Raw genomic sequence first — 24,330 nt, 5'->3', positions numbered from 1 at the left:
CCTACACCTATAATACAAGTTATACGTTAGATTGTGAAAAAAATCAATTATTCACCAGCATTTTTCTTAATAATTTCTTCAGAAATGCTCTTCGGTACTTCCTCATAGTGATCAAAGTGCATAGTATATACACCACGACCTTGTGTATTAGAACGTAGAGATGTGGCATAACCAAACATTTCTGCAAGTGGAACGAATGCCTTCACTACTTGAGCAGTCCCTCTTGCTTCCATTCCTTCTACACGTCCACGGCGAGATGTTACATCCCCCATGATATCACCCATGTATTCTTCTGGAATAATAACTTCTACTCTCATCATTGGTTCAAGAAGAACAGGATTACACTTATTTTTCGCGGCTTTAAGTGCCATGGATGCAGCTACTTTAAAAGCCATTTCGTTGGAATCCACGTCATGATAGCTTCCATCATATAATGTAGCTTTAACATCAATTAATGGATAACCAGCAACGATACCATTTTCCATTGATTCCTTAATACCGGCCTCAACAGATGGGATATATTCACGCGGTACTACACCACCAACAATCTTATTGACGAATTCAAAGCCAGCACCTTCTTCGTTAGGTTCAAATTTCACCCAAACGTGACCATATTGACCACGACCACCAGATTGGCGAACGAATTTACCTTCTACTTCCGCACTTGCGCGGAACGTTTCACGGTAGGATACTTGTGGTGCACCTACATTTGCTTCCACTTTGAATTCACGCTTCAAGCGGTCAACAATGATATCAAGGTGTAATTCACCCATACCAGAAATGATCGTCTGACCTGTTTCTGGGTTTGTTTCTGTTCGGAATGTCGGATCCTCTTCCGCAAGCTTACCAAGAGCAATAGCCATTTTATCTTGATCAGCTTTCGACTTAGGCTCAATAGCAACAGAAATAACTGGTTCAGGGAATTCCATTGACTCTAAGATAACCAAGTCTTTTTCTCCACATAATGTATCACCAGTACCTGTATCTTTCAAGCCAACCGCACCAGCAATATCACCAGCATAAACTTCACTGATTTCTTCACGAGAGTTGGCGTGCATTTGCAGGATACGTCCTACCCGTTCACGATTATCTTTCGTAGAGTTCTTCACGTATGAACCAGACTTTAAGGTACCGGAATACACACGGAAGAAAGTAAGTTTACCAACAAATGGATCGGTAGCCACTTTAAATGCTAATGCAGAGAAAGGACCGTTGTCATCTGCTTTACGAGTTACTTTTTCTTCTGATCCTGGCAAGATACCTTCGATTGGAGGGATATCTAATGGTGATGGTAGGTAATCAACTACACCGTCAATTAATAATTGAACCCCTTTGTTTTTGAAGGCTGAACCACAGAATACAGGATAGAATTCTACACTTAAAGTTGCCTGGCGAACTGCTGCCTTTAATTCTTCTGTAGAAATCTCTTCACCTTCTAGGTAACGTTCCATAAGATCTTCGTCGAATTCTGCAATAGCTTCAATTAGGCTTGTGTGATATTCTTCTGCTTGCTCTTTATACTCATCCGGAATAGGTTTTGCTTCTGAACGAGTACCTAAATCATCAAGATAGAAATGTGCTTCCATGGTGATCAGATCAATGATACCTTCAAACTCATCTTCCGCACCAATTGGAAGTTGTACCGGATGGGCGTTTGCGCCTAAACGGTCACCTAATGTACCTACGGAATATAGGAAATCTGCTCCTACTTTATCCATTTTGTTCACAAAAACAATACGTGGTACGCCATATGTTGTAGCCTGACGCCATACTGTTTCTGTTTGAGGTTCTACACCAGACTGTGCATCAAGAACAGCGACTGCCCCATCAAGCACACGCAAGGAACGTTCTACTTCTACTGTGAAGTCTACGTGTCCTGGTGTATCAATGATGTTAATGCGATGACCTTTCCATTGTGCAGTTGTTGCAGCAGATGTGATGGTAATCCCACGTTCTTGTTCTTGCTCCATCCAGTCCATTTGGGAGGCACCTTCATGTGTTTCTCCAATTTTGTGGATGCGTCCTGTGTAAAACAAAATACGTTCTGTACAAGTTGTTTTACCGGCGTCAATGTGAGCCATAACACCGATGTTACGTGTATTCTCCAAGGAGAACTCTCTAGGCATGAATCTTTCTCCTTCCTATGACGAATATTGTTTGTTTTCTTACCAACGATAGTGTGCAAAAGCTTTGTTCGCTTCCGCCATTTTGTGCATATCTTCGCGACGTTTCACAGAAGCTCCTGTGTTATTCGAAGCGTCTAATATTTCATTAGCAAGGCGTTCTTCCATTGTTTTCTCACCGCGTAGACGAGAATAGTTAACAATGTAACGAAGACCTAATGCTTGACGACGTTCCGGGCGCACCTCAACTGGTACTTGGTAGTTAGAACCACCTACACGGCGAGCACGAACTTCTAGTACTGGCATGACGTTTTTCATCGCTTGCTCAAATACTTCCATTGCATTTTGCCCACTGCGTTCTTGCACAAGTTCAAATGCACTATAAAGAATTTTTTGTGCCTTACCTCTTTTTCCATCAACCATAATCTGATTGATTAAACGTGTAACAAGTTTTGAATTGTGTAACGGATCTGGTAAGACATCACGCTTTGGTACTGGTCCTTTACGTGGCATATCTCCCCCTCCTTCCTGTTATATTATTATAAGAAAAAATTATTTTTTAGGTTTTTTCGCACCATATTTAGAGCGGCCTTGCATACGTCCTTCTACACCAGAAGTATCGAGCGCTCCACGAACAATATGATAACGTACACCTGGTAAGTCTTTCACACGACCACCGCGGATTAATACAACACTGTGTTCCTGTAAGTTGTGACCAATTCCAGGAATATAAGCTGTTACCTCGATTTGGTTGGACAAACGAACACGTGCATATTTACGTAATGCAGAGTTTGGTTTCTTTGGAGTTAGTGTACCTACACGAGTACAAACACCACGTTTGTGCGGTGCATTTTGATCCGTAGCAATTTTTCGATGACTGTTATATCCTCTGTTTAATGCAGGGGAGTCAGATTTTTTTGATCTGGATACTCGTCCTTTACGTACTAACTGATTAATAGTTGGCATGTGTTTTCCTCCTTTCTCTAGCAAAAATGTAATACCACACATCCAGGTGGTTCATAATAGAGCAAAAAACAAAGTCTTCGCAAAAGAAATTGCCAAAACTTTATTGTTTGATCGCTACTGTCGCTGCTCCTACATCAATTCCACATGATTTACCAAGCTGGGTCATCGAATCGACATAGTTACACGGAACTTGATGTTCAGCTGCAGCCTGTGATACTTTGCTGGTGATATGCAGATCTGCATCACTAGCAATAATCACTTCTCTTGCATGACCATTTTTAATGGCTTTAAGCACTTGTTTGGTTCCAATGATCGTTCCATTATCTGCTTGTGCCACTTTTTCATAAGACATTCTCATATCCTCCAAAGTAACAAGGATAACAGAAGCACCTTAAATATACTACCATCACAAAAAATGAATGTCAACTTTTATTTGTGAAATTAAAGAATATTTAAAGTGTTTCTTTATGCCTTGTATTTCTAACAAACCATGGTAGAGGAAGATTACCTGTAAAGGCAATCTTCCTAATCATTAAGACTGGGTGATTTCTTCTTCAGCGTCTGTTTCTTCTGCTGCAGCAGGGTCGACAGCCAATTTTTCTTGAATACGTCGATAGCGTTGCATTCCAGTACCAGCCGGAACCAACTTACCAATAATCACGTTTTCCTTAAGACCCAATAGTTCATCACGTTTTCCTTTTATTGCTGCGTCGGTTAACACCCTTGTAGTTTCTTGGAAGGAAGCAGCCGACAAGAACGAATCAGTCTCAAGGGAGGCTTTGGTAATACCAAGTAATACCGGACGTCCAACTGCTGGCTGTCCGCCAGTTAGAAGCGACTGTTTATTCGCCTCATTGAACTGATGGATTTCAAGCAAGGAACCAGGTAATACCTCTGTATCTCCAGAATCAGCAATCCGCACTTTACGAAGCATTTGTCTTACCATTACCTCGACGTGCTTGTCGCCAATTTCCACCCCTTGCATACGGTATACCTTCTGTACTTCTTTCAACAAGTAAATTTGAACACCATCGATACCCTGAACCTTTAGCAGCTCTTTTGGATCAATGGAACCTTCTGTTAGTGGTTCACCTGCCGCTACTTCATCACCAATAGCAACCTTCAGCCTTGCCCCATATGGCGCCGTATACGTTTTTGTTTCTACCGGACCTTGAACCATGACTTCTTGTTTGTCCTTCACTTCGGTAATGTCTTTTACGACACCTTCTATTTCTGTTATGACGGCTTGACCTTTTGGATTACGCGCCTCGAAAATCTCCTGGATACGCGGTAAACCTTGAGTGATGTCACTTCCTGCAACCCCACCAGTGTGGAACGTACGCATGGTTAACTGTGTACCTGGCTCACCAATAGACTGGGCGGCAATAATACCAACTGCCTCACCAACTTCAACTTCTTCACCAGTTGCCAAGTTACGGCCATAGCACTTCTTACAAGCGCCGTGTTTCGTGTTACAAGTAAACACAGAGCGAATGGTTACTTCTTGAATACCAGCGTCATCAATGGCTTTGGCTGCATCTTCTGAAATAACTTCATTTTTATGGACAATAATGTCACCTGTTTCTGGATGTGTCACGTTTTGGAATGCTGTTCTTCCAATTAAACGATCCACTAATGGTTCAATCATTTCTGTACCTTCTGTAATAGCAGATACAGTTAAACCTCGATCCGTACCACAGTCATCCTCGCGAATAATAACATCTTGTGCCACATCTACCAGACGACGTGTTAGATAACCAGAGTCGGCTGTTTTCAATGCGGTATCGGCAAGACCCTTACGAGCACCGTGCGTTGAAATAAAGTACTCTAGTACCGTTAGACCTTCACGGAAGCTGGATTTGATCGGTAATTCGATAATTCGACCTGCCGGGTTGGCCATTAAACCACGCATACCTGCTAGTTGCGTAAAGTTAGACGCATTACCACGAGCACCAGAATCACTCATCATAAAGATTGGGTTACGTGGATTCAAGGATTGCATTAGTTTATCCTGAATAGTATCTTTCGATTGTGACCAAATCGAAATAACACGATCATAACGTTCTTCATCTGTAATCAAACCACGACGGAATTGCTGTAATACCTTATCTACTTTCTCTTGTGCCTCCGTCAAAATAGTTTCTTTTTCAGATAGTACCACGATGTCAGATACACCTACTGTGATACCTGCCTTCGTCGAATACGCAAAGCCTAAGTCCTTCATGCGGTCTAGCATTTTAGAAGTTTCGCTGATTTTAAACTTCTTAAATACTTCTGCAATGATATCACCAAGAATACCCTTCTTAAATGGTGGTAATAACTCTCGGCTTGCGATTTCTTCCGGCACGTTTGCACCAGGCTCAACAAAATACTTCTCTGGTGTTGCCACTTCTAAATTTTGCTGTGTCGGTTCATTCATGTAAGGGAATGACTCTGGCAGCATATCATTAAAAATCAATTTCCCAACCGTTGTAATCATTAGACGGCTGTTTTGTTCTTCGGTAAATGACTCCTTATTTAGTGCAGACGGTTGAATCGCTACACGAGTATGAAGGTGTACATAACCGTTTCTGTAGGCGGTGATCGCCTCGTTTAAATCTTTGAAAATCATTCCTTCTCCAATGGCATCTTCCCGTTCCATCGTTAGATAATAATTACCTAATACCATATCCTGCGAAGGTGTAACAACTGGTTTACCATCTTTTGGATTAAGGATGTTTTGCGCAGCAAGCATTAAAATACGAGCCTCTGCCTGTGCTTCGGCTGACAATGGTACGTGAACCGCCATCTGGTCACCATCAAAGTCGGCGTTATATGCTGTACATACAAGTGGGTGCAGACGAATGGCACGCCCTTCTACCAAGGTAGGTTCAAAGGCTTGAATACCTAAACGGTGTAAGGTTGGTGCACGGTTTAGTAAAACGGGATGTTCTTTAATAACATCTTCTAGCACATCCCAGATTTCTTCACGTAGCCTCTCTATCTTACGTTTTGCTGATTTTATATTGTGAGCCAAGCCACGTTCTACTAATTCTTTCATAATGAACGGCTTGAATAATTCCACCGCCATTTCTTTTGGCAGACCGCATTGATACATCTTCAAATGTGGTCCAACAACGATAACCGAACGACCGGAATAATCCACACGTTTACCCAATAGGTTTTGACGGAAACGACCTTGTTTCCCTTTTAACATATGAGATAATGATTTTAATGGACGGTTCCCTGGCCCTGTTACCGGACGACCGCGACGACCATTATCGATCAGAGCATCGACTGCTTCCTGGAGCATTCGTTTTTCATTCTGTACAATAATGCTTGGAGCACCTAAATCAAGCAATCGTTTCAGACGGTTATTACGGTTGATTACCCGACGATATAAGTCATTCAAGTCAGATGTTGCAAAGCGTCCACCGTCTAGCTGAACCATTGGTCTTAATTCTGGCGGGATAATCGGGAGCACATCCATAATCATCCAGTTAGGTTCGTTGCCTGAATTACGAAATGCTTCTAATACTTCTAAACGTTTGATCGCTCTTGTTCTGCGTTGTCCTTGAGCAGATTTTAACTCTTCACGCAACAACCCAACTTCTTTTTCAAGATCAATATCTTGTAAGATTTTCTTGATTGCTTCTGCACCCATTTGTGCTTTAAACGAGTTGCCGTACTTTTCATAATAGGCGCGATATTCTTTCTCAGACAACAGTTGTTTTTTCTCCAGCGCCGTATCACCAGGATCAGTGACGATATAAGCGGCAAAGTAGATAACCTCTTCTAAGGCACGTGGTGACATATCCAGCACAAGACCCATTCGGCTTGGTATCCCCTTGAAATACCAAATATGTGATACAGGCGCTGCCAATTCAATATGCCCCATGCGTTCACGGCGTACTTTTGCCTTGGTAACTTCTACCCCGCAACGGTCACAAACGACACCTTTATATCTCACTCGTTTGTATTTACCACAATGACATTCCCAGTCCTTTTGTGGACCAAAAATACGCTCGCAGAATAAACCATCTTTTTCTGGTTTCAGCGTACGATAATTGATTGTCTCCGGCTTTTTCACTTCACCAAATGACCAAGAACGGATTTTATTTGGTGAGGCCAATCCGATTTTCATATATTCAAAATTATTTACATCTAGCAAAGGGTAAACCTCCCTTTTCGTCTTTGGGTTATGTTTCGAATGATCCGATATTATTTACTTTATTTTCATAGAAGCTTGACAAGCCGTTTCATTATAATTTATGCAATAAGCCACTCGCACCCAGTCCTTTTGAAAAGTAGACTGGGTGTGAATGACATCTGCTCACTGGTTACAAAGCTACGATTAACTTGGCGTTTCTTCTATTTCTAAGTTGAAATTATCTGCTGACTGTGTATCATCGTCCTCATCGTCACGAAGTTCAATTTCTTCCTCGTCACCAGACAGCATTTTTACATCCATACCGAGACTTTGTAATTCCTTAATCAATACCTTGAATGACTCAGGGATACCTGGCTCTGGTACATTATCACCTTTTACGATCGATTCATAGGTTTTGACACGGCCAACCGTATCATCTGATTTCACGGTTAAGATTTCTTGCAAGGTATAAGCAGCACCATATGCTTCTAGTGCCCACACTTCCATCTCACCAAAACGCTGTCCACCAAACTGGGCTTTACCTCCCAGCGGCTGTTGCGTTACTAAGGAATATGGACCGGTTGAACGGGCATGCAATTTATCATCTACCATGTGGGCAAGTTTGATCATATACATCACACCGACCGACACACGGTTATCAAATGGTTCTCCTGTTCGACCATCATACAAAATCGTTTTGGCGTCTCTTGGAAGCCCAGCCTCTTCAAGTGTCTCCCAGACGTCTTCTTCACTGGCGCCATCAAATACTGGTGAAGCGACATGAATACCAAGTTGTCTAGCTGCCATACCAAGATGAAGCTCCAGCACTTGTCCGATGTTCATACGAGATGGTACCCCTAATGGGTTAAGCATAATATCAATTGGAGTGCCGTCTGGCAAGAATGGCATATCTTCTTCTGGTAAAATTTTAGAGATAACCCCTTTGTTACCGTGACGACCAGCCATCTTATCCCCTTCATGAATCTTACGTTTTTGTACAATATAGGCACGAACGAGTTGGTTTACACCTGGTGGTAACTCGTCACCATCTGCGCGATTAAATATTTTTACGTCTAACACAATCCCGCCTGCCCCATGTGGTACTCGAAGCGAGGTGTCTCGCACTTCTCGTGCTTTTTCACCAAAGATGGCATGTAATAGACGTTCTTCTGCCGATAATTCCGTCATCCCTTTAGGTGTTACTTTACCAACCAGCAGATCTCCGTCTGTTACTTCCGCACCAACACGAATGATTCCACGTTCATCAAGGTCGCGCAAGGCGTCTTCTCCAACGTTTGGAATATCTCTGGTGATTTCTTCCGGACCGAGTTTTGTGTCACGAGCCTCTGATTCATATTCTTCAATATGAATGGAGGTATATACGTCATCTTTTACTAAACGCTCACTCATGATAATCGCATCTTCGTAGTTATAACCTTCCCAGGTCATAAAACCGACTAATACATTTTGACCAAGCGCTAATTCACCTTGTTCCATGGATGGTCCATCTGCTAGAATTTCACCTTTCACTACTCGATTGCCTTTTGCAACGATCGGGCGTTGGTTATAGCATGTTCCCTGGTTGGAACGGATGAATTTCTGCAGGCGATAACGATCTAAGTCGCCTTCTACTTCTCTTCCATCTATTTCTGTAATCCGACGGACATGGACCTCTTTGGCCTCTACCCGTTCTACTACACCTTCATGTTTGCAGATCACGGCAGCACCAGAGTCTTTTCCAGATACATACTCCATCCCCGTACCAACTATCGGTGACTTCGGGCGCATTAACGGCACTGCTTGACGCTGCATGTTCGCACCCATCAAGGCACGGTTAGAGTCATCATTCTCTAAGAATGGAATACACGCGGTCGCAGCGGAAACAACCTGCTTCGGCGAAACGTCCATATAATCAATTTTCTCACGCTTCACAATGGTGTTTTCCCCACGGAATCTGGCAATAACTTCATCATTGACAAACGTGCTGTCCTCACCTAATTTGGCGTTCGCTTGTGCTACTACGTAATTGTCTTCCTCGTCTGCCGTTAGGTAATCCATTTGAGCAGTAACCTTTCCTGTTTCAGGGTCTACCCGGCGATATGGTGTTTCAATAAAACCAAACTTGTTCACCTTCGCGTAAGAAGATAACGAGTTAATTAAACCAATGTTTGGACCCTCAGGTGTTTCAATTGGACACATACGGCCATAGTGGGAATAGTGAACATCACGCACTTCAAAGCCTGCACGTTCTCTTGTCAAACCACCTGGACCTAATGCTGACAAACGTCTCTTATGTGTCAGCTCTGCTAACGGGTTGGTTTGATCCATAAATTGTGATAGCTGTGAGCTGCCAAAGAACTCCTTAATGGAAGCAATCACTGGTCGAATATTGATCAACTGCTGTGGTGTAATGGAAGAAGTATCTTGAATAGACATTCTTTCGCGTACCACACGTTCCATACGAGATAAACCAATACGGAATTGATTTTGCAGCAATTCCCCAACGGAACGTAAACGACGGTTTCCTAAATGGTCAATGTCATCTGTATCGCCCACTTGGTGCAGGATGTTAAAGAAATAACTAATAGCAGAAAGGATATCTGCTTGTGTAATATTCTTGATCCCGCTATCTACGTTACAGTTTCCTAAAACCGTGAGTGTGCGCTCACCTTCCGGATCGGTTGGATCCATAATTTTAATCGACTGCACATTGATCGGTTCGTCTACCACACCTTCATGAGGTTCTAAAACTTTTTCACCAAAACGATTTTCATCTGAATCAAGAATTGGTAAAATTTTATCCAATAAGCGTCTATCTAATTGATCACCACGGTTGGCAATGACCTCCCCAGTCTCGGGGTCTACTAATGGTTCTGCCAGGATCTGATTAAACAGACGATTTTTTAAATGTAATTTTTTATTGATTTTATAACGGCCTACATGGGCAAGATCGTATCTCTTTGGATCAAAGAATCTTGACACCAATAAACTCTTAGCATTTTCAACCGTTGGCGGCTCTCCAGGGCGGAGGCGCTCATAAATTTCTAACAATGCCTTTTCACTTGTTTCCGTATTGTCTTTCTCCAGTGTATTTCTTAGGTATTCATTTTCCCCTAATAAATCGATAATCTCTTGATCATCACCGAAGCCTAATGCCCTTAACAACACTGTGATTGGCAATTTCCTGGTACGATCTATCCTTACATGTACGACGTCCTTAGCGTCCGTCTCAAACTCCAACCATGCACCACGATTAGGAATAACAGTGGCTCCATAGCCGCGCTTTCCATTTTTGTCAATCTTCTCATTAAAATACACACTAGGTGAACGAACAAGCTGTGATACAATGACGCGCTCTGCCCCGTTAATAATAAATGTACCTGTCTCGGTCATTAACGGGAAATCACCCATAAATACTTCTTGTTCTTTCACTTCACCTGTTTCGTTATTTAATAAACGAACCTTGACACGAAGAGGAGCGTTATATGTTACATCCCTTTCTTTTGATTCATCGACGGGATATTTTGGTTCTCCAAGGCTGTAATCGACAAATTCTAATGACAAATTGCCAGCGAAATCCTCGATCGGAGAAATATCCTGGAACATTTCTCTTAACCCTTCATCTAAGAACCATTGATAGGATGCGGTTTGAATCTCAATTAAATTTGGTAACTCTAATACCTCACTGATACGCGCATAGCTTCTGCGTTGGCGGTGTCGTCCGTATTGAACTAGTTGACCTGTCAACTGATTCACCCCTCAATCAAAATTAAAGATAGTTGCTATGAAAATAGCACAAATGAAAGCACACTTACTCTTTATACTAACTCCACTATAGAATAAGACATTGACAATTTGCTATAGATCGTATAAATTTAGTAAGTGTTCGATACTCGTTCGGTTAACTCACACCGAACAAACCTGTGAACTTATAGGACACAAGCCTTTATATAGACATTTGCAAATGCAAATGTTATGCAATTACTAATAGTACTGTGGAAAAATTAATAAAGGATTCAAAAAAAGTTACGTAGACAAATTCTATTAGCTAATAGCCTGTGATAGTAACAATAAAGCTGTCAAGTTAAAAATCGTCACCATAAGCAGGATTGCCTATTTCCTGAAAAATTATACATTATTTCGATTTTTCTCTTGACATGCCTTCCGTTCTATTGGCATTTTTCAATACTATCACAAACGCCAATCAGAGTCAAATCTTTTTGCACATGAATGGCATTTTTTAAAAATATAGGTGGAACGATTGGCGGTTGACTATTTTCGGGCTCGTATAATAAAATACCCCTTCGTCTTCTTGATCAGTTCAACTGTATCGAACAAATCACTCAATTTCTTTTGTGCCGAGGGCGCCCCTTGTTTCTTTTGAATCACTACCCATAATTCTCCGCCAGACAATAGCGCCGTTTCCGCTTGTTCAAACATTTGGTGCACAACGGCCTTACCTGCTCGAATAGGTGGATTGGTTATGATGGCGGCAAACGATTGACCTGCAAGTCCTTCCAACATATCACTTTCTTTAAAAGAAACGTTATCGATGTGATTATGCTCTGCATTCTGTTCAGCCAACATCAACGCACGTCGATTCACATCAACACCTATCACCGTATGCTCTGGATAGGCAAAACCTAAGGCTATTGCAATCGGGCCATAACCACATCCCAAATCTAAGAGCGGGCCCTCGATTCCTGGAATACGAAATTGTTCAATCAGTACTTTGGAACCGAAATCCACTTCATGTTTGGAAAAGACACCATTGTCTGTCATAAACGTAAACGTATGTCCTCTCAAATCGTAAGCCCATGATTTTGGATCACTCTTCACCGCTGGATTATTGGAAAAATACTGATCCACCACTGATCACCCACTTTTTCTCATTATAAAAAGGAGCAGAGCCCTTGTTTTTAGTTAACAAAAGCCCGCCATGTATCATAGCGAGCTTTATGCTTTCATGTACCTATTTTAATTCTACAGTAGCTCCAACTTCTTCGAGCTTAGCTTTCAATTCTTCTGCTTCTTCTTTGTCTGCCCCTTCTTTGATAGCGCCTGGTGCGTTATCTACAAGCTCTTTCGCATCTTTAAGGCCAAGACCAGTGATTTCACGAACTGCTTTAACTACTTTGATTTTAGACGCGCCAGCACTTTCAAGTACTACGTCAAATTCTGTTTGTTCTGCCTCTGCTTCGCCGCCTGCTGCTCCACCAGCTGCTGCTACAGGAGCTGCTGCAGTTACTCCAAATTCTTCTTCGATTGCTTTAACTAAGTCATTCAATTCAAGAACGGACATTTCTTTAATTGCTTCAATGATTTGATCTTTTGACATGTTCATTTCCTCCTAATTTCATTATATAATTATGACGAACATCTTACTTTCAGATAAAAATTATGCACCTTGTTCTTCTTTTTGCTCCGCAATTGCCTTCGTTGCATAAGCAAAGTTTCGCACTGGCGCTTGTAATACGCTGAGCAACATAGAAAGCATACCTTCGTAGTTTGGAAGGTTACCAAGTTCATTAATCTGCTCAAGCGTTGCGATAGACCCTTCTACCACGCCACCTTTGATTTCCAATGCCTCGTGCTCTTTTGCAAAATTACTTAACACTTTTGCAGGAGCTACAACATCATCTGTACTAAATGCGATAGCCGTTGGACCAACTAGAATATCATTTAATTCCGTAAGCTCCACTTCTTCCACTGCACGACGAGTCATCGTGTTTTTGTACACCTTGTAATCTACACCTGCTTCACGTAGTTGAGCACGTAATTCGGTTACTTCTGCTACGTCAAGACCACGATAATCTACAAGGATAGTCGATTGACTGGCACGAAATTTGTCTGCAATTTCAGAAACGACTTGTTGCTTTTGTTCGATTATCTTTGACATGATTCCACCTCCTAAAAAGCGATCATTATACCCCATCCATCCAAATAAAAGCCCTCAAATCCAGGAAGACATGAGGGCTGATATTGAAACAGATCGACCTTCTAAAGAAAAAGGGTCTCTGTTATATATCCAGACACACCTCGGCAGGAAATTAAGCCATATCTGACACCTGCTGTCTACGGTATAATGTATTCAATTCAATATTAATTTCAGTCAACTTGACCTTGTGAATTATACCTAACTTTCAAGTGAAAGTCAAGGATAATTATTTAACAAATTCGGAAGAGTCTACACGCACTCCAGGTCCCATAGTAGATGAAACCACTGTGTTACGGACATAGGTACCTTTAGAAGCCTGAGGTTTTACTTTGATCATTGTATCTGCTAAAGCATTGAAATTCTCTACAAGCTTCGTATGATCAAATGATACCTTACCGATTGGCACGTGAATATTGGACTGTTTATCTACACGGTATTCTACTTTACCGGCTTTAATTTCTTGAACAGCCTTTTCTACTTCGAACGTTACGGTTCCTGTTTTAGGGTTTGGCATAAGGCCTTTTGGTCCTAGCACACGCCCAAGTTTACCTACTTCTGCCATCATGTCAGGAGTCGCCACTACTACATCAAATTCAAACCAACCTTGATTGATTTTGTTGATTAAGTCTTGGTCTCCAACATAGTCAGCTCCGGCTGCTTCTGCTTCTTTTACTTTATCGCCTTTTGCAAATACTAGTACGGTTTGTGACTTACCAGTTCCGTGCGGTAATACCATCGCCCCGCGAATCTGTTGATCTGCTTTCTTAGGATCTACCCCTAAACGAAAAGCAGCTTCTACTGTTTCATCAAAATTAGCTGTTGAAGCCTTTTGCACTAACTCAAGTGCTTCTTCAACACCATAAGCTTTTGTACGATCAACAAGCTTCAATGCTTCTTGTTGCTTTTTGGTTTTCTTTGCCATGATTACATTTCCTCCTTTGTGGTTTTAACGGTTATACCTCCCACTTCATTCGAGCGGAACATTTCTCTCAAAATGAAAGGTTGCAGGTGATGCTTATACTCCCCCATCACTACCGCAACCTTTCGCTTTGGCACAACGCAGCGAGATTAGTCTTCGATGACAATCCCCATACTGCGAGCAGTACCTTCTACCATACGCATGGCAGCTTCTACATCAGCAGCATTTAAGTCAGGCATTTTTAATTCGGCAATTTCTTTCACCTGATCTTGTTTAAGTGTTGCTACTTTGTTACGATTCGGTTCACCTGAACCCGATTCAATACCTGCTGCTTTCTTAAGCAATACCGCTGCTGGCGGTGTTTTAGTAATGAATGTATATGAACGGTCTTCATATACCGTAATTTCTACTGGAATAATCATACCAGCTTGATCTTGTGTTTGTGCATTAAACTCTTTACAAAATCCCATGATGTTAATACCTGCTTGACCTAAAGCAGGACCAACTGGCGGTGCTGGATTCGCTTTACCTGCCGGGATCTGAAGTTTTACAACTGAATCTACTTTTTTAGCCACGAGACACACCTCCTTAAGTCCGTGATGTGGTAATAGGGCAACATATTTACCCTCCCACTCATATGCATCAATCAATCTTTTACTCGAGGCATAAAGAACATAAAAATTTTAGCATTATCTAGCCCAAAATGCAAGTGGATTTCTTATATTTTTACAGAATGTCACTTTTAGCGCCTGTACAATAAGTTCGATAATAAGGCCGCAAGCTAAAACCAGAGACATCCTGTTGCAACGCAGAAATTTGCTGCGTCCTTTTTGAAAGACTTTTTGAAGGTTCTGTTTAGGATAATTTTTTAACTTGAGAAAAATCCAATTCCACCGGAGTTTCCCTGCCAAACATGTCCACAAACACCTTAACCTTCTGTTTATCGATATCAATTTTCTCGATTTTTCCGGAGAAACCATTAAATGGCCCGTCGATTACTTCGATGGTTTCCTTTAATTCGAAATCAACCTCGGCTGCTGGCTGTTCGTCATAGCCCATTCGTTTTAAAATGGTTTCTACTTCTTCTTCCAGTAATGGCGTCGGCTTTGATCCCGACCCAGCAGAACCAACGAAACCTGTAACACCAGGTGTGTTCCGAACAACATACCATGAATCGTCTGTCATTACCATTTCAGCTAACACATAGCCTGGAAACACCTTCTTTTTGGCTACCTTCTTTTTACCGTTCTTAATTTCGGTTTCTTCATCTTCAGGAACCAGCACGCGAAAGATCTTATCCTCCATGCCCATTGATTCCAGTCGTTTCTCTAAGTTCGTCTTTACTTTATTCTCATAACCTGAATAAGTATGTACGACATACCATCTTTTTTCCATGTTCAATTCGGCCGACGTACGCCCTTCCCTCCCTTTTCTGAATAATATTTTATACGCGGTTTATTATTGTTTGATATATAGCGTCAATGGATTGTGTTAAAGTTCGATCTGCATGTCCGTTTATCGGACACTAATATCACTTTACAACCCTATCAAAGTGATGATTATAATAGATTTTTACCTATTAAGAAAAACCAAGCAAACCCCATCCGTCCCTTTATTACTATATAAGTTGAACGTATAAATATAACAAAAACGCGTGACAAGCAAGTCTTCGCTCGCATGATTTCCTGATAATACCTCGTTTGATCCATTCGTGTGAATGGCCAATCACACGCCTTTCAACTCTGCTGAAAGGTAGCATCTATCAGATATCAACGAGAAATGATTTCATTCAACTTATATCATCAAAAGAAAAAAAGTCCTATTATACCAAGGATTATTTACTTTCTGTGCTTACAACGAAAAAACCCGCCTAACGGGTTCATCATTCAACGTATTTAATATTAGTATAACATATATAATGGCCAATTATTCAAATAACATATTAAGAAGTTGGGTGATTCCCAAGTCCACGATGGCGAAAAACACCGTTACAAAAGCAACTGTAGCTACTACGGTTATTGTATAACGAGTGAGTTCACGCCCTTTTGGCCATGAAACCTTCTTCATTTCACGGCTAACGTTTTTCAAAAAAGTAATTGGTTTCACAGATAGTACCTCCAAACTGTCTCATACTACCGCCACATCATTTCGTTTCACAATGGGTGGTATGTCGGTTGCAATGTTTACAAAACTTCCTTATTTCCATTCTACTTGCATCCGACAGGTTCTTATCTGTACTATAATTTCTGCTTTGACAAACCTCGCATGCAAGTGCTACTTTATTCCCCATTAATGACACCTCTTCATTATCGTGCATGTAAAAAGGGTGGTGATATAATTTCGCTTGTCCAACTAAGAAATAGGGATGGATTACAAGTGCTATTATAACACAATCCACAACTTGCTGCTGTTTCACAAGCTTTCCGCACCATTTTTATATGGGTTTACACACCTACTATACTTTAGCACGGTTAACGATGGCTGTCAACGCAATCAGATGATGAATCCATTAAGAGATATCAATACCGCTTTCTGCTAAATATTTTTCCAGTTTCTTCTTCACTCGTTGCAATGCGTTATCGATTGATTTGATATGCCGTTTAAGTTCAAGGGAGATCTCTTGATACGTTCTTCCTTCCAAATACAACAAAAGGACTTCACGTTCTAGCCTGCTTAACACCTCTGCCAAACGGTTCTCCATGTCACCGAAACGCTCCCTGCTGACTAGCAATTCTTCTGGATCCATTGCAATCGTGGCCTCAAGAACATCCACCAATGTTCGCTCCGACCCCTCATCATAGATCGGTTTATCCAATGATATGTAAGAATTTAGCGGCATATGCTTTTGTCTTGTGGCCGTTTTAATCGCTGTAATAATCTGTCTTGTAATACATAATTCCGCAAATGCTCGAAAGGATGCTGGCTTATCCGCCTGAAAATCTCGTATTGCCTTGTATAAACCAATCATTCCTTCTTGGGTGATATCTTCATGGTCGGCACCAACAAGAAAATAAGTTTTCGTTTTGGCATGAACGAACATTTTGTACTTATTAATAAGAAAATCGAGCGCTTGTTTGTCTCCGGTCTGCACTAACCATACTAGTTCATTATCCTCTAAAAGTTGATAGTTGAGATCTCTTTTTTCTACTCGCATGTTGGTTTCTAGGACTCCTCCTGGCATTATGGCCGAAAAATTAGGTATTGAAGACTACATTAGCCATATTATACAGGAAGCGCTTACCTTGCGTCAACTGGTAATTTGTTATTTATTACCACGTCGCCAATTTTCGAATAGTTTCAACATTTCTTGATCAATTGGTATCTTTGTTTTTAGTTGCTGTGCTTGATGCTCTCGAATATCGACGTCAATCTCCCCTTGAATATTATTCAGCTCTATATCCAATTCCCTCGCTGACATACGAAACGCCCCTTGTGCAAAGATCGTGCGCTGCTCTGTATAATCAGAGGTGGCGACAAACACCTTTGTCCGCACGTTTTTAAATTCCTTGATCAAACGTTCAATACATTGGTCGGCCGTTTCGTTTTCTTTCGTAAAAATTACCTCCACCTTATATTGTTCCTGATGATTCTCCAGCCCCCGCACTTCATAGGCATCAAAAACAATAATGACCTTGCGCTGACGATAAGCTTGATACTCCGCCATTTTCTCGATTAATAATTGTCTTGCTTGCTCCAAATCTTTGTCTTTTAACACCTTTAATTCTTCCCAAGCTCCAATCATGTTGTATCCATCCACTAATAGTACATCCATCAGGCGTCACCCTGCCCGTCCCGTTTTCGTAATACTTCATACATCAACACACTCGCAGCAACAGAAGCATTGAGGGAAGAGACCGCACCGATCATTGGCAGGCTTACCGTCCAATCACAATTTTCTTTCACTAATCTGCTGATTCCTTTGCCTTCATTACCGATAACCAATGCGATCGGGAGCTGTCCATCTAATTGGCGGTAGTCTTCAGAAGCGTCCGCTTCCGTTCCAACTACCCATACCTGACGAGATTTCAACTCTTCGATAGCTTGAACAATATTCGTCACCCTTGCCACCGGGATATGCTCGATGGCTCCGACCGAGGTTTTGGCAACCGTTGTGGTTAAGCCGACAGCTCGTCTTTTTGGAATAATAACACCATGCACACCTGTGGCATCTGCACTTCGTAATATCGAGCCGAGATTATGAGGGTCTTCTATCTCATCCAATATCAGAAAAAAGGGAGCTTCTGATCTTTTTTCAGCCGCAGCAAATAACTCATCAATGTTAGCATAGGTGTATGCCGCCACTTGTGCCGCTACTCCTTGATGATTGCCAGAGACCAACTGATCAAGTTTTTTCTTTGGCACATGCTGAATAGGCACATTCTTTGCTTTGGCCAGACCTTGCACTTTTTTTGCAAAGGATGGATTTAGTTGTTCTGCGATATATAATTTCTGGATGGGCCGCTTGGATTCAAGTGCCTCTATCACTGTATTCCTTCCCATGATCCAATCGTCATTCATTGGTGTTCATCTCCTTTCTCTGTCCACTCGATGGCTTCCTGTACTAACGTCTCTAGTCGATCTATTTGATGATCCAGATATAAGAAGCCGAGCAAGGCTTCAAATGCCGTACTGTAACGGTAGTCCTGCACCCCAGTATTCTTAGGGACAGAGCCTGATTTGGCATTTCGTCCCCTTTTGACAATCGCTAACTCTTGCTCGGTTAGTGTGCCCTGCTCCATCCAGAAATGGATGACACTTGCCTGAGCGGTGGCGCGGACAAAGCTGGTTGCATATTGATGCAGTTGCTGTAGTTTTACCACGCCGCTCCTCAGTAAATACTCACGAATATATTTTTCATAAATGGCGTCGCCCATATACGCCAAGGCCAGACTTTTCATTTCTCTTGGATTTTGTTTTTCCATGTTATCCTCGTTTCCACCTTGTACCTTGAGGTGTATCTTCTAGTATAATATAACGATCAGTTAATTCATCTCTAATTTGATCAGCTCGCTGGAAGTCTTTATTTTTTCTTGCCTCGACACGCTGTTCAATCAATGCCTCCACTTCTTCATCCAATAATTCATCTCCTGTTGTTTTTTGCGGGATACCAAGCACCTCCAAAAAGCTGTTTAAGGTTTCGGAAAAGCCATCTAGCACCACTTCATCTGTTTGATAAGACTGTAAGTACACGTTGGCTTCCTTAACGAGGTCAAAGATAACTGAAATGGCATTAGCGGTATTAAAATCATCATCCATCTCTTGTTCAAATTGCTGTTTGAAGCGTTGGATTTTATCCTGCCATACTTGCGTGTCGTCCGTTAAATTCATACTCGTCTGTTTACGATGATGTAAATTGGCCAAGGCATTTTCAATTCGTTCATAGCTGTTCTTGGCACTGGCTAACAAGGTATCACTAAAATTGATCGGATTACGATAGTGCACGCTCAACATAAAAAAGCGTATTACCTTCGGATCATGCTTCTGAATCAGATCATGTGCCAATACGAAATTCCCCAAAGATTTGGACATTTTTTCATTATCGATATTGATATAACCGTTGTGCATCCAATAATTTGCAAACGTAGCGTGATTGCATGCCTCGGATTGAGCAATCTCATTCTCATGGTGAGGAAAAGTTAAGTCCTGCCCGCCTGCATGAATATCAATCGTATCGCCGAGATATTTCTTGGCCATTGCCGAGCATTCAATATGCCAACCGGGACGACCTTTTCCCCAAGGAGAATCCCAAGCAATCTCCCCTTCTTTTGCCTGCTTCCACAAGGCAAAGTCTAACGGATCTTCCTTTTTCTCACCAACCTGAATACGTGCCCCAGACTTCAATTCGTCAATTGATTGATGGGATAGTTTTCCGTACCCTTCGAATGAACGGGTTTTAAAATAAACATCTCCATCCGATGCGTAAGCATGCCCCTTATCAACCAAAGCAGCAATAAATTCAATAATATCAGCCATTGATTCGGTCACCCGCGGGTGAATAGCTGCCTCCTTTACTCCAAGTGCCCCTACATCTTCCTTGTAAGCCTGAATAAAACGTTCCGCAATAACCGGTACTTCTTCATCTAACTCTTTGGCCGCACGGATTAATTTATCATCCACATCGGTAAAATTAAGCACGTAATCGACATGATATCCCTTATATTCAAAATATCGCCGAACGGTGTCGAATACAATCGCCGGACGGGCATTGCCGATATGAATATAATTATATACGGTTGGTCCGCAGACATACATCTTGACACGATTTGGCTCTATCGGCTGAAATACCTCTTTTTGACGAGTCAGTGTGTTATATAAATTAATCGTCATTATTTTTCTCTCCTTTTTTCAATGCTGCTACCTCTGATTGCAGCTGGCTGATTTCCTGTCTCATTTCTTTCATGACTTCACTAATCGGATCAGGGAGCTTATGATGATCTAAGTCTTTACGCACTTTCTCCCCATTCTGGACGACTACCTTTCCTGGTATACCTACGACAGTGGAATGGTCAGGCACATCCTCCAGCACTACCGATCCAGCACCGATTTTGGAACTGGTACCAATCGTAATCGACCCTAACACCTTTGCACCAGTGGCAACGAGTGCATTGTCATGGATCGTTGGATGCCGCTTTCCTTTCTCCTTACCAGTTCCGCCTAAGGTCACCCCTTGAAATATCGTGACATTATCTCCAATCTCACATGTTTCACCAATGACCACCCCCATACCATGATCAATAAAAAAACGACGGCCAATGATGGCTCCAGGGTGGATTTCAATCCCGGTAAAAAAACGACTGATTTGAGAAATTACTCGTGCGATAAAAAAGAATTTCTTGCGATAAAAGGCGTGCGCTACTCGATGCGCCCAGATGGCATGCAACCCAGAATAAGTCAAACAAACCTCGATATAGGTGCGTGCCGCTGGGTCTTGATCAAATACTACATCCATATCTTGTTTTAACAACTTTAAAAACCCCATCTCTGCTCCCCCTCCTTTTTATCAGAGTGTCAGCCTCCTTCCTCGACGCTAACACTCTGATAAGTCTCGTTATCCATCAACAGGCCTTGCTTTATTTGTGTATAGCATGCCAAGTCTTGCTGCTCAAGTGCGGCTAAAAACACAAAAGACGCCTCTAAGCTGTTACACTCAGAGACGCCTTGCGCGCGGTTCCACTCTGTTTAAGGACAGAATCATCCTTCACTTTCACCTAATAACGATGGTTAGCCGTTTCTTCCTACACTCTGTATTCAGAAGAAAAACTCGGAGGTGCATTTCAAAGGCAGCTGCCTTAACCATTTTCAGCCGATGATGGTTTTCTCTGTCATAAGCAGGTATACCTTCTACTTTTCCTCGTCTACGTTAAATTATTGAATGAATGCCAAGGCGTTTTTCAACCTTGCTTTTACCGTATCTGGCCCTAATAAATCAATGGCATTAGGTAACTCAGGACCATGAACTTGGCCGGTTGTCGCCACACGGATAGGCATAAATAATTTTTTTCCTTTTTGCTTGGTTTGTTTTTGAGTTGCTTTGATACTTGCTTTAATCGCCTCTGGAGATAATTCTTCGATCGCGTCAAATTGCTCCAGAAAACCAGTCAACACTTCTGGTACTTGTTCCTCTTTCAAGACTGTCATTGCTTCTTCATTATAGTCTATTTCTGTTTTAAAGAAAAGTTCCGTTAACTCCACAATTTCGGCACCAAAAGATAATTGCTCATGATACAGACCAATCAGTTCGATCGCCCAATCACGCTGCGCTTCCGTCATATCCTCCGGCAGTTTACCTGCTGCGACCAGGTGAGGCAAGCTTAGCGCCACTACCTCGTCCAAGGACAGTTGTTTGATGTACTGGTTGTTCATCCATTTGAGCTTCGCCGGATCAAACACAGCTGGGGAAGTAGACAGGCGTTCTGGGTCAAACATTTGGATAAATTCCTCTTGCGTAAATAATTCATCCTCCCCAACCGGAGACCAACCTAACAAGGTAATAAAGTTAAACAACGCCTCTGGTAAATAACCGAGATTCTTGTATTGTTCAATAAACTGCAAAATATGTTCATCGCGTTTACTCAGTTTCTTACGATTTTCATTCAAAATCAGTGTCATATGGCCATAGATTGGTGATTCCCAACCGAACGCCTCAAACACCATCATTTGTTTCGGAGTATTGGAAATATGCTCTTCTCCGCGTAATACGTGGCTAATCTTCATCAAGTGGTCATCAATTGCCACGGCAAAATTGTATGTCGGCATACCATTCTTCTTTACCATCACCCAATCACCAAAATCACTGGATTCGAACGTGATATTACCCCGGACGATATCACGGAAGGTATATGTCTTCCCTTCCGGCACGCGGAATCGAATACTGGGTTGTCTCCCTTCTGCCTCGAACTGATCGATTTGCGCTTGTGTCAAATCACGATGCGCCCCGGAATACTTTGGTACTTGTCCATTTGCCCGTTGCTCTTCCCGCTCTGCTTCCAGTTCTTCTTCAGTCATGTAGCACTTATAGGCAAGACCACGTTCCAGCAAATCCTCTACATACTCCTGATAAAGATCCAAACGTTCTGTCTGACGATAAGGGCCATAGTCTCCGCCGATATCCGCACCTTCGTCCCATTCCAAACCGAGCCATTTTAAGTAATACAACTGGCTTTCTTCGCCACCTGCTACGTTTCGTTTATCATCCGTATCTTCCGTACGAATAATAAATTTACCACCTAAGTGTTTCGTATATAAATAATTAAATAGTGCTGTTCTTGCGTTTCCAATATGCAAATGTCCGGTCGGGCTTGGTGCATATCGCACACGTACTTCATTTCCCATTATCCATTGTCCCTCCATCTATCATTTTACAGTCTGTTATTTTCTATTTTATCACTATCTTTGATAAATTGTTATCATTTTTTATCTTAGAAGTGCGTTTGGTTCATGATCCGAAACGTCTGACGATCCCTAGCAATCCGGTTACCGGGTTAGTCCAATTCATGTTTAGCTGCTTGTAATAATACAACTGCCTGAGCTGCCATTCCCTCTTTTCTCCCGGTAAACCCTAGCTGTTCGGTTGTTGTTGCCTTGACATTGATTTGCGAAACATCTCCCTCTAATAGCTTGGCAATATTAGCACGTATTGACTCCATATAAGGAGCCATTTTGGGCGCTTGGGCAATCACGGTGCAGTCCAAGTTTCCTAAGGTATAGCCTTTCCTTTTTACCAGCTGCCATACTTCCTGCAGTAACTGCTGGGAGTCTGCATCTTTATAGGCTACATCGTCATCCGGAAAGTGTTTGCCAATATCCCCTTCTCCAATCGCTCCTAAACAAGCGTCCGCAATCGTATGTAACAACACATCTGCATCCGAGTGTCCTAATAAACCATAATCATAGGGAATCTCTATCCCGCCAACGATACACGGTCTTCCTTCTACTAGTTGATGTACATCAAAGCCTTGTCCAATCCGAAACATTATCCGTCCTCCTGTTGATTTAAGATCATTTCTGCCCGTACGATATCTTCCGGGGTTGTCAATTTCACGTTTTGATAAGAACCCTGCACAATGTCAACGGGTTTATCTAAGGCCTCCACCAACGACACATCATCTGTTCCCAAAAATTGTTGGGCCAGGGCATGTTCATGTGCTTGTCTAATTAATTGGTAATCGAAAGCCTGTGGGGTTTGCGCCGCCCATAAAACCGATCGATCCAATGTCTCTATCTTCTCTCCATTTTTTTGTTTAATGGTATCGGTTACCGGTACAGCTAATAATGCAGCCTGTTTCTCCTTTGCTGCCATTGCCAGTTCATGCAATTGCTCTATCACAACAAAGGGACGAGCCCCGTCATGGATCATGACCACTTGGTCATGCGCAGATGCATCGATAGCCAGCAAGCCAGCATACCCACTTTCTTGCCGTTCCTTGCCGCCGTGTACCAATTGCACCTTGTCCTGCCAGTGATAATCGGCAATAAGTTCCTCCATGATCTGCTGTTCGGTCGGGTTAATCACTAGATACACCTTTTGACACCAGTCATCTTGAATAAATTTCGCTAATGTATGTGCGATTAAAGGCTTGTTTAATAATTCGATAAACTGCTTGTTTCTGCCTGCCTTCATACGTTTTCCTTGTCCTGCCGCTAGTACAATCACATGATATTCAACCATGCGGCCACCCCTATCTAATGCTAATTCAGACTAAAAAGTGATAACAGATGTTATCACTTTTTTTAGTCTATCCTGTATAAGTTATAC

Annotated in this window: 23 protein-coding genes and 2 other annotated features; all 23 genes read right to left on the bottom strand. The window is 42.0% G+C overall.

Translation table 11 applies throughout. The features are described from left to right. Positions 1-47: 47 nt before the first annotated feature. Complete coding sequence (gene fusA, locus BN6556_RS07435) at positions 48-2,126, bottom strand: elongation factor G (protein ID WP_066189195.1); 2,079 nt, start codon at positions 2,124-2,126, stop codon at positions 48-50. A 39-nt stretch (positions 2,127-2,165) separates the two neighbouring features. Next, entirely contained in the window at positions 2,166-2,636 is a 471-nt protein-coding gene (gene rpsG / locus BN6556_RS07430) for a 30S ribosomal protein S7 (RefSeq protein WP_066189192.1), read from the bottom strand. A gap of 39 nt (positions 2,637-2,675) precedes the next feature. Next, positions 2,676-3,089, bottom strand: coding sequence for a 30S ribosomal protein S12 (gene rpsL, locus BN6556_RS07425; protein WP_066189189.1), 414 nt, complete (start codon positions 3,087-3,089; stop codon positions 2,676-2,678). A gap of 100 nt (positions 3,090-3,189) precedes the next feature. Next, positions 3,190-3,441, bottom strand: a complete 252-nt coding sequence (locus BN6556_RS07420) for a 50S ribosomal protein L7ae-like protein (RefSeq protein WP_066189186.1) — start codon at positions 3,439-3,441, stop codon at positions 3,190-3,192. Between the two features lie 180 nt (positions 3,442-3,621). After that, the gene (rpoC, locus tag BN6556_RS07415; RefSeq protein WP_066189183.1) at positions 3,622-7,239 is read right to left on the bottom strand and encodes a DNA-directed RNA polymerase subunit beta'; all 3,618 of its coding nucleotides are present in this window, start codon (positions 7,237-7,239) and stop codon (positions 3,622-3,624) included. A gap of 183 nt (positions 7,240-7,422) precedes the next feature. After that, positions 7,423-10,965, bottom strand: coding sequence for a DNA-directed RNA polymerase subunit beta (gene rpoB, locus BN6556_RS07410; RefSeq protein WP_066189180.1), 3,543 nt, complete (start codon positions 10,963-10,965; stop codon positions 7,423-7,425). Positions 10,966-11,490: 525 nt separating this feature from the next. After that, complete coding sequence (locus BN6556_RS07405; RefSeq protein WP_066189177.1) at positions 11,491-12,090, bottom strand: class I SAM-dependent methyltransferase; 600 nt, start codon at positions 12,088-12,090, stop codon at positions 11,491-11,493. Between the two features lie 100 nt (positions 12,091-12,190). Then, a complete protein-coding gene (gene rplL / locus BN6556_RS07400; RefSeq protein ID WP_066189174.1) occupies positions 12,191-12,556 on the bottom strand; it encodes a 50S ribosomal protein L7/L12 in 366 nt (121 codons plus the stop codon). A gap of 60 nt (positions 12,557-12,616) precedes the next feature. Then, a complete protein-coding gene (gene rplJ, locus BN6556_RS07395) occupies positions 12,617-13,117 on the bottom strand; it encodes a 50S ribosomal protein L10 (RefSeq protein WP_066189172.1) in 501 nt (166 codons plus the stop codon). A 36-nt stretch (positions 13,118-13,153) separates the two neighbouring features. Further along, positions 13,154-13,317 (bottom strand) — a sequence feature (ribosomal protein L10 leader region). Positions 13,318-13,382: 65 nt separating this feature from the next. Next, positions 13,383-14,078 (bottom strand): 50S ribosomal protein L1, encoded by a 696-nt coding sequence (gene rplA, locus BN6556_RS07390; protein ID WP_066189171.1) that lies wholly within the window; start codon positions 14,076-14,078, stop codon positions 13,383-13,385. Between the two features lie 146 nt (positions 14,079-14,224). Then, entirely contained in the window at positions 14,225-14,650 is a 426-nt protein-coding gene (gene rplK / locus BN6556_RS07385) for a 50S ribosomal protein L11 (RefSeq protein ID WP_066189169.1), read from the bottom strand. A gap of 280 nt (positions 14,651-14,930) precedes the next feature. Further along, entirely contained in the window at positions 14,931-15,470 is a 540-nt protein-coding gene (gene nusG, locus BN6556_RS07380; RefSeq protein ID WP_066189165.1) for a transcription termination/antitermination protein NusG, read from the bottom strand. Positions 15,471-16,001: 531 nt separating this feature from the next. Beyond that, positions 16,002-16,181, bottom strand: a complete 180-nt coding sequence (gene secE, locus BN6556_RS07375; protein ID WP_078059978.1) for a preprotein translocase subunit SecE — start codon at positions 16,179-16,181, stop codon at positions 16,002-16,004. Between the two features lie 37 nt (positions 16,182-16,218). Beyond that, on the bottom strand, positions 16,219-16,365 hold the full coding sequence (gene rpmG / locus BN6556_RS21535) for a 50S ribosomal protein L33 (protein WP_078059977.1): 147 nt from the start codon (positions 16,363-16,365) through the stop codon (positions 16,219-16,221). 219 nt (positions 16,366-16,584) lie between these two features. Further along, positions 16,585-17,229, bottom strand: coding sequence for an RNA polymerase sporulation sigma factor SigH (sigH, locus tag BN6556_RS07370; RefSeq protein WP_066189162.1), 645 nt, complete (start codon positions 17,227-17,229; stop codon positions 16,585-16,587). 108 nt (positions 17,230-17,337) lie between these two features. Next, positions 17,338-17,847 carry an NYN domain-containing protein gene (locus BN6556_RS07365; protein ID WP_066189160.1) on the bottom strand — a complete coding sequence of 170 codons (510 nt, stop codon included), beginning with the start codon at positions 17,845-17,847 and terminating at the stop codon, positions 17,338-17,340. Beyond that, positions 17,847-18,593 carry a 23S rRNA (guanosine(2251)-2'-O)-methyltransferase RlmB gene (rlmB, locus tag BN6556_RS07360; protein WP_066189152.1) on the bottom strand — a complete coding sequence of 249 codons (747 nt, stop codon included), beginning with the start codon at positions 18,591-18,593 and terminating at the stop codon, positions 17,847-17,849. The genes BN6556_RS07365 and rlmB overlap by 1 nt, the downstream gene beginning before the upstream one ends. Then, positions 18,590-18,997: a Mini-ribonuclease 3 gene (locus BN6556_RS07355; RefSeq protein ID WP_066189145.1), complete on the bottom strand. Its 408-nt coding sequence runs from the start codon at positions 18,995-18,997 to the stop codon at positions 18,590-18,592. The genes rlmB and BN6556_RS07355 overlap by 4 nt, the downstream gene beginning before the upstream one ends. Before the next feature lies 1 nt (position 18,998). Continuing rightward, positions 18,999-20,402 (bottom strand): cysteine--tRNA ligase, encoded by a 1,404-nt coding sequence (gene cysS, locus BN6556_RS07350; protein ID WP_066189143.1) that lies wholly within the window; start codon positions 20,400-20,402, stop codon positions 18,999-19,001. Then, entirely contained in the window at positions 20,392-21,054 is a 663-nt protein-coding gene (gene epsC, locus BN6556_RS07345; RefSeq protein ID WP_066189139.1) for a serine O-acetyltransferase EpsC, read from the bottom strand. The genes cysS and epsC overlap by 11 nt, the downstream gene beginning before the upstream one ends. Positions 21,055-21,221: 167 nt before the next feature. Continuing rightward, positions 21,222-21,442 (bottom strand) — a binding site (T-box leader). Next, positions 21,441-22,907 (bottom strand): glutamate--tRNA ligase, encoded by a 1,467-nt coding sequence (gltX, locus tag BN6556_RS07340; protein WP_066189137.1) that lies wholly within the window; start codon positions 22,905-22,907, stop codon positions 21,441-21,443. (Overlaps the previous feature by 2 nt.) A gap of 149 nt (positions 22,908-23,056) precedes the next feature. Next, positions 23,057-23,548 carry a 2-C-methyl-D-erythritol 2,4-cyclodiphosphate synthase gene (ispF, locus tag BN6556_RS07335; protein ID WP_066189134.1) on the bottom strand — a complete coding sequence of 164 codons (492 nt, stop codon included), beginning with the start codon at positions 23,546-23,548 and terminating at the stop codon, positions 23,057-23,059. After that, on the bottom strand, positions 23,548-24,243 hold the full coding sequence (gene ispD, locus BN6556_RS07330; protein WP_066189131.1) for a 2-C-methyl-D-erythritol 4-phosphate cytidylyltransferase: 696 nt from the start codon (positions 24,241-24,243) through the stop codon (positions 23,548-23,550). Before ispD ends, ispF begins: the two co-directional genes overlap by 1 nt. Between the last annotated feature and the right edge of the window lie 87 nt (positions 24,244-24,330).

Origin of the sequence: Gracilibacillus timonensis, assembly GCF_900086715.1 — a bacterium.
Classification (GTDB): Bacteria; Bacillota; Bacilli; order Bacillales; family Amphibacillaceae; genus Gracilibacillus; species Gracilibacillus timonensis.
The sequence above is the reverse complement of the archived record's forward strand: the minus strand, read 5'-3'. Positions and strand labels throughout refer to the sequence as shown.